General features: G+C 72.8%; 3 protein-coding genes. 1 reads left to right on the top strand and 2 read right to left on the bottom strand.

The window, feature by feature from the left end; genetic code table 11:
• Positions 1 to 206 precede the first annotated feature (206 nt).
• Complete coding sequence (locus tag FDZ70_02920; protein TLM79491.1) at positions 207 to 1,070, bottom strand: deoxyribonuclease IV; 864 nt, start codon at positions 1,068 to 1,070, stop codon at positions 207 to 209.
• Between FDZ70_02920 and dinB the strand changes: the two genes are divergently transcribed.
• A complete protein-coding gene (gene dinB / locus FDZ70_02915; protein ID TLM79490.1) occupies positions 1,069 to 2,343 on the top strand; it encodes a DNA polymerase IV in 1,275 nt (424 codons plus the stop codon). The genes FDZ70_02920 and dinB overlap by 2 nt on opposite strands.
• A gap of 36 nt (positions 2,344 to 2,379) precedes the next feature.
• Here dinB and FDZ70_02910 read toward each other — a convergent pair whose 3' ends face one another.
• Positions 2,380 to 2,658, bottom strand: a complete 279-nt coding sequence (locus FDZ70_02910; protein TLM79489.1) for a hypothetical protein — start codon at positions 2,656 to 2,658, stop codon at positions 2,380 to 2,382.
• Positions 2,659 to 2,717: the final 59 nt, after the last annotated feature.

Genomic DNA, 2,717 nt, shown 5'->3' with positions numbered 1-2,717 from the left:
TCCCGAGACGCGCGCCCGCATCGAGCGCATCCTCGCGAACGGCTACACCGAGGGCGCCGGGCCGCAGGACCCGACGCTGTTCTCCCCCCGCCAGCTGCGCGACGTCTTCCTCATCCACTCGTACCGCACGCAGCACGCGCCGGTCGAGGTCGCGTTCACGGGAGACGCCGAGATCGACGCCACCGCCCTGCTCCGGGCGTCGGGACTCACGACCCGCACGCACCGCAGGACGCACGCAGCGCCTTCAGCCTCATCAGATTGACGACGTCCTTCTCGGGCGCCTCCCCCGGCATCTCCATCACGACGTCGCAGCCGGACAGGCGGGCCTGCGCCACCATGGCCGCGAAGCCGCTCTCGCCGATGGTCCCGCGGCCGATCCAGTCGTGGCGGTCCTTGTGCGACCCGGCCGGATGCATGCAGTCGTTCGCGTGCACCAAGCCGATCGCTCCGGGCCCCGCCGCGGCGTCGAGCGCGTCGAGCAGTGCGCCCCAACCCTCCGGGCCCGACAGGTCGTGACCCGCGGCGTGGGCGTGACAGGTGTCGAGGCACACGCCTACCGCGCCATGGTCGTCGCCGAGGTCTGAGAACACGAGCCCGTACTGGTCCGGGTCCGCGAGGAAGAGCGTGCCGGCGCCGGCGGAGTTCTCGAGCAGCACGCGCACCTGCGCGCCCGACTCCTCGCGCGCGACCGCGAGCGACTCGCACAGGCGGCGCGCGGCCGCAGGCGCGTCGACGTCGGCGAACGTGCCAACGTGCGTCACGACGCCCGCCGCCCCGAGGTCCTCGGCACGGACGAGCTCGTCGGCCAGCGCCCGCGCCGACTTCATGCGCAGGTCGTCGTCGAGTCCGGAGAGGTTGAGCAGGTACGCGGTGTGGGTGTACGCAGGCGGCAGCCCCGCGGCGGCGAGCGCTTCGCGGAACGCGGCGCAGTCCTCCGCCGAGTGCCGCGGTCCCTTCCACTGCATCGGGCTCTTGGCGAACACCTGGACGCACTCGCAGCCGATGCCCGACGCGTAGTCGACCGCGGCGACGAGCCCCCCTCCGGTCGTGGCGTGCACGCCGAACCGCATGGCCCCGCACTCCCGTCGTCCGCCCGTCACCTCTCCCGGCCGAGGGTACACTCACTCCATGCCAGCGCGCGATGCCGCATCCGGCCTTTGGAAGGGCCGGGCCGTCCTCCACGTCGACATGGACGCGTTCTTCGCGTCGGTCGAGCAGCTCGACCATCCCGAGTGGCGCGGGCGGGCCGTGGTCGTGGGCGGCTCGCCGCAAGGGCGCGGCGTGATCGCCGCCGCGTCGTACGAGGCCCGCGCCTACGGCGTGCACTCGGCGATGTCCGCGGCGCGCGCGGCCAGACTCCTGCCCGCCGACGCGGTCTGGGCGCGCGGCAACTTCGAACGCTACGCGCAGGTGTCCGCGGCCATCCGCGCGCTGTTCGAGGCCGAGACGCCGCACGTTCGCATGGCGTCGGTGGACGAGGCCTACCTCGACGTCACACCGAGCGAGGCGCGGCCCGAGCATCCGGTCGCCGTCGCGCGCCGCCTCATCGACGCCGTCGACGCGATGGGGCTGTCCTGCTCCGTCGGCGTGGCCACGTCCGCGACCGTGGCGAAGATCGCCTCGGACCGCGACAAGCCCCACGGGCTCACCGTCGTGCCGCCCGGCACCGAGGCGGAGTTCCTCGCGCCGCTCGCCGTCGGACTGATGCCCGGCGTCGGCGCCGTCTCGCAGGAGCGGCTCGTCAGCCACGGCGTGCTGACCCTCGGCGACCTCGCGGCCCTCGATGACGCCACCGCGCGCGACCTCGTCGGCTCCGGCGGACCGGACCTCGTGCGCCGCGCGCGCGGCGTCGACCCGACGCCCGTCCGTCCCCGAGAGGCTGCGAAGTCCGTCTCGCGGGAGCACACGTTCGCCACCGACCTGCGCGAGGAGGGCGAGGTGCTCGCCGAACTCACGCGGCTCACCGACGAGGTCTGCGCGCGCATGCGCCGCAAGGGGGTCGCCGGGCGCACCGTCACGGTCAAGCTGCGCTACTCGGACTTCACGACGCGCGTGGCGTCCCGCACCGTCGCGACCGCGACCGACTCGCCCGAGGCGGTGCTCGCCGCCGCGCGCGAGACGCTGCGGTCCGCGTGGACGCCCGGCACCGGGCTGCGGCTGCTCGGGGTCGGCGTGTCGCATCTCGTGGATCCGGCCGAGCAGCTCGACCTGTTCGGCGAGGCGGATGCCGAGCGCCGCGGCCGCGACGAGCGGCTCGGCTCGAGCCTCGAGGCGATCCGCGAGCGGTTCGGCGATGGCGCGGTCGGAGTGGGGCTCGACGGGATAGGCGATACGGACACCTAGGAGTGCCTCCGGAAGAGTCGCCGAGCTACCAGCCCACTACGGGCCGGTCAACTCGCCTGTCACATCGAACCGATCGACCCACACCGTGTACCCAGCAGACCTAGCGTTCCTGCTGGTCACGGTTTCGATACGCAGGACATGTTCCTCCAACGGCAGTCCGGAAGCCGAGTACAGTACCTGGCGGAACTGGTTGAGACCCGCGTACATGTCGACCGTCGTCTGGTACGCGCCATCCAGGTAGACGTTGGCGCGCCCACCCGACGTAGACCGCGCACCTATCCAGTCGATCGCCGTCCCGAAGAACGTCGCCGTCACCGAACGTCCGCCACCGGAAGCCAACCGGAGTCTGACAGCGGCGCGGGAGCGCGAAGAGG

It is taken from the genome of Actinomycetota bacterium, from assembly GCA_005774595.1.
Classification (GTDB): Bacteria; Actinomycetota; Coriobacteriia; order Anaerosomatales; family D1FN1-002; genus D1FN1-002.
Note: the sequence above shows the minus strand (reverse complement) of the source record. Positions and strands in the feature narration are given on the sequence as shown.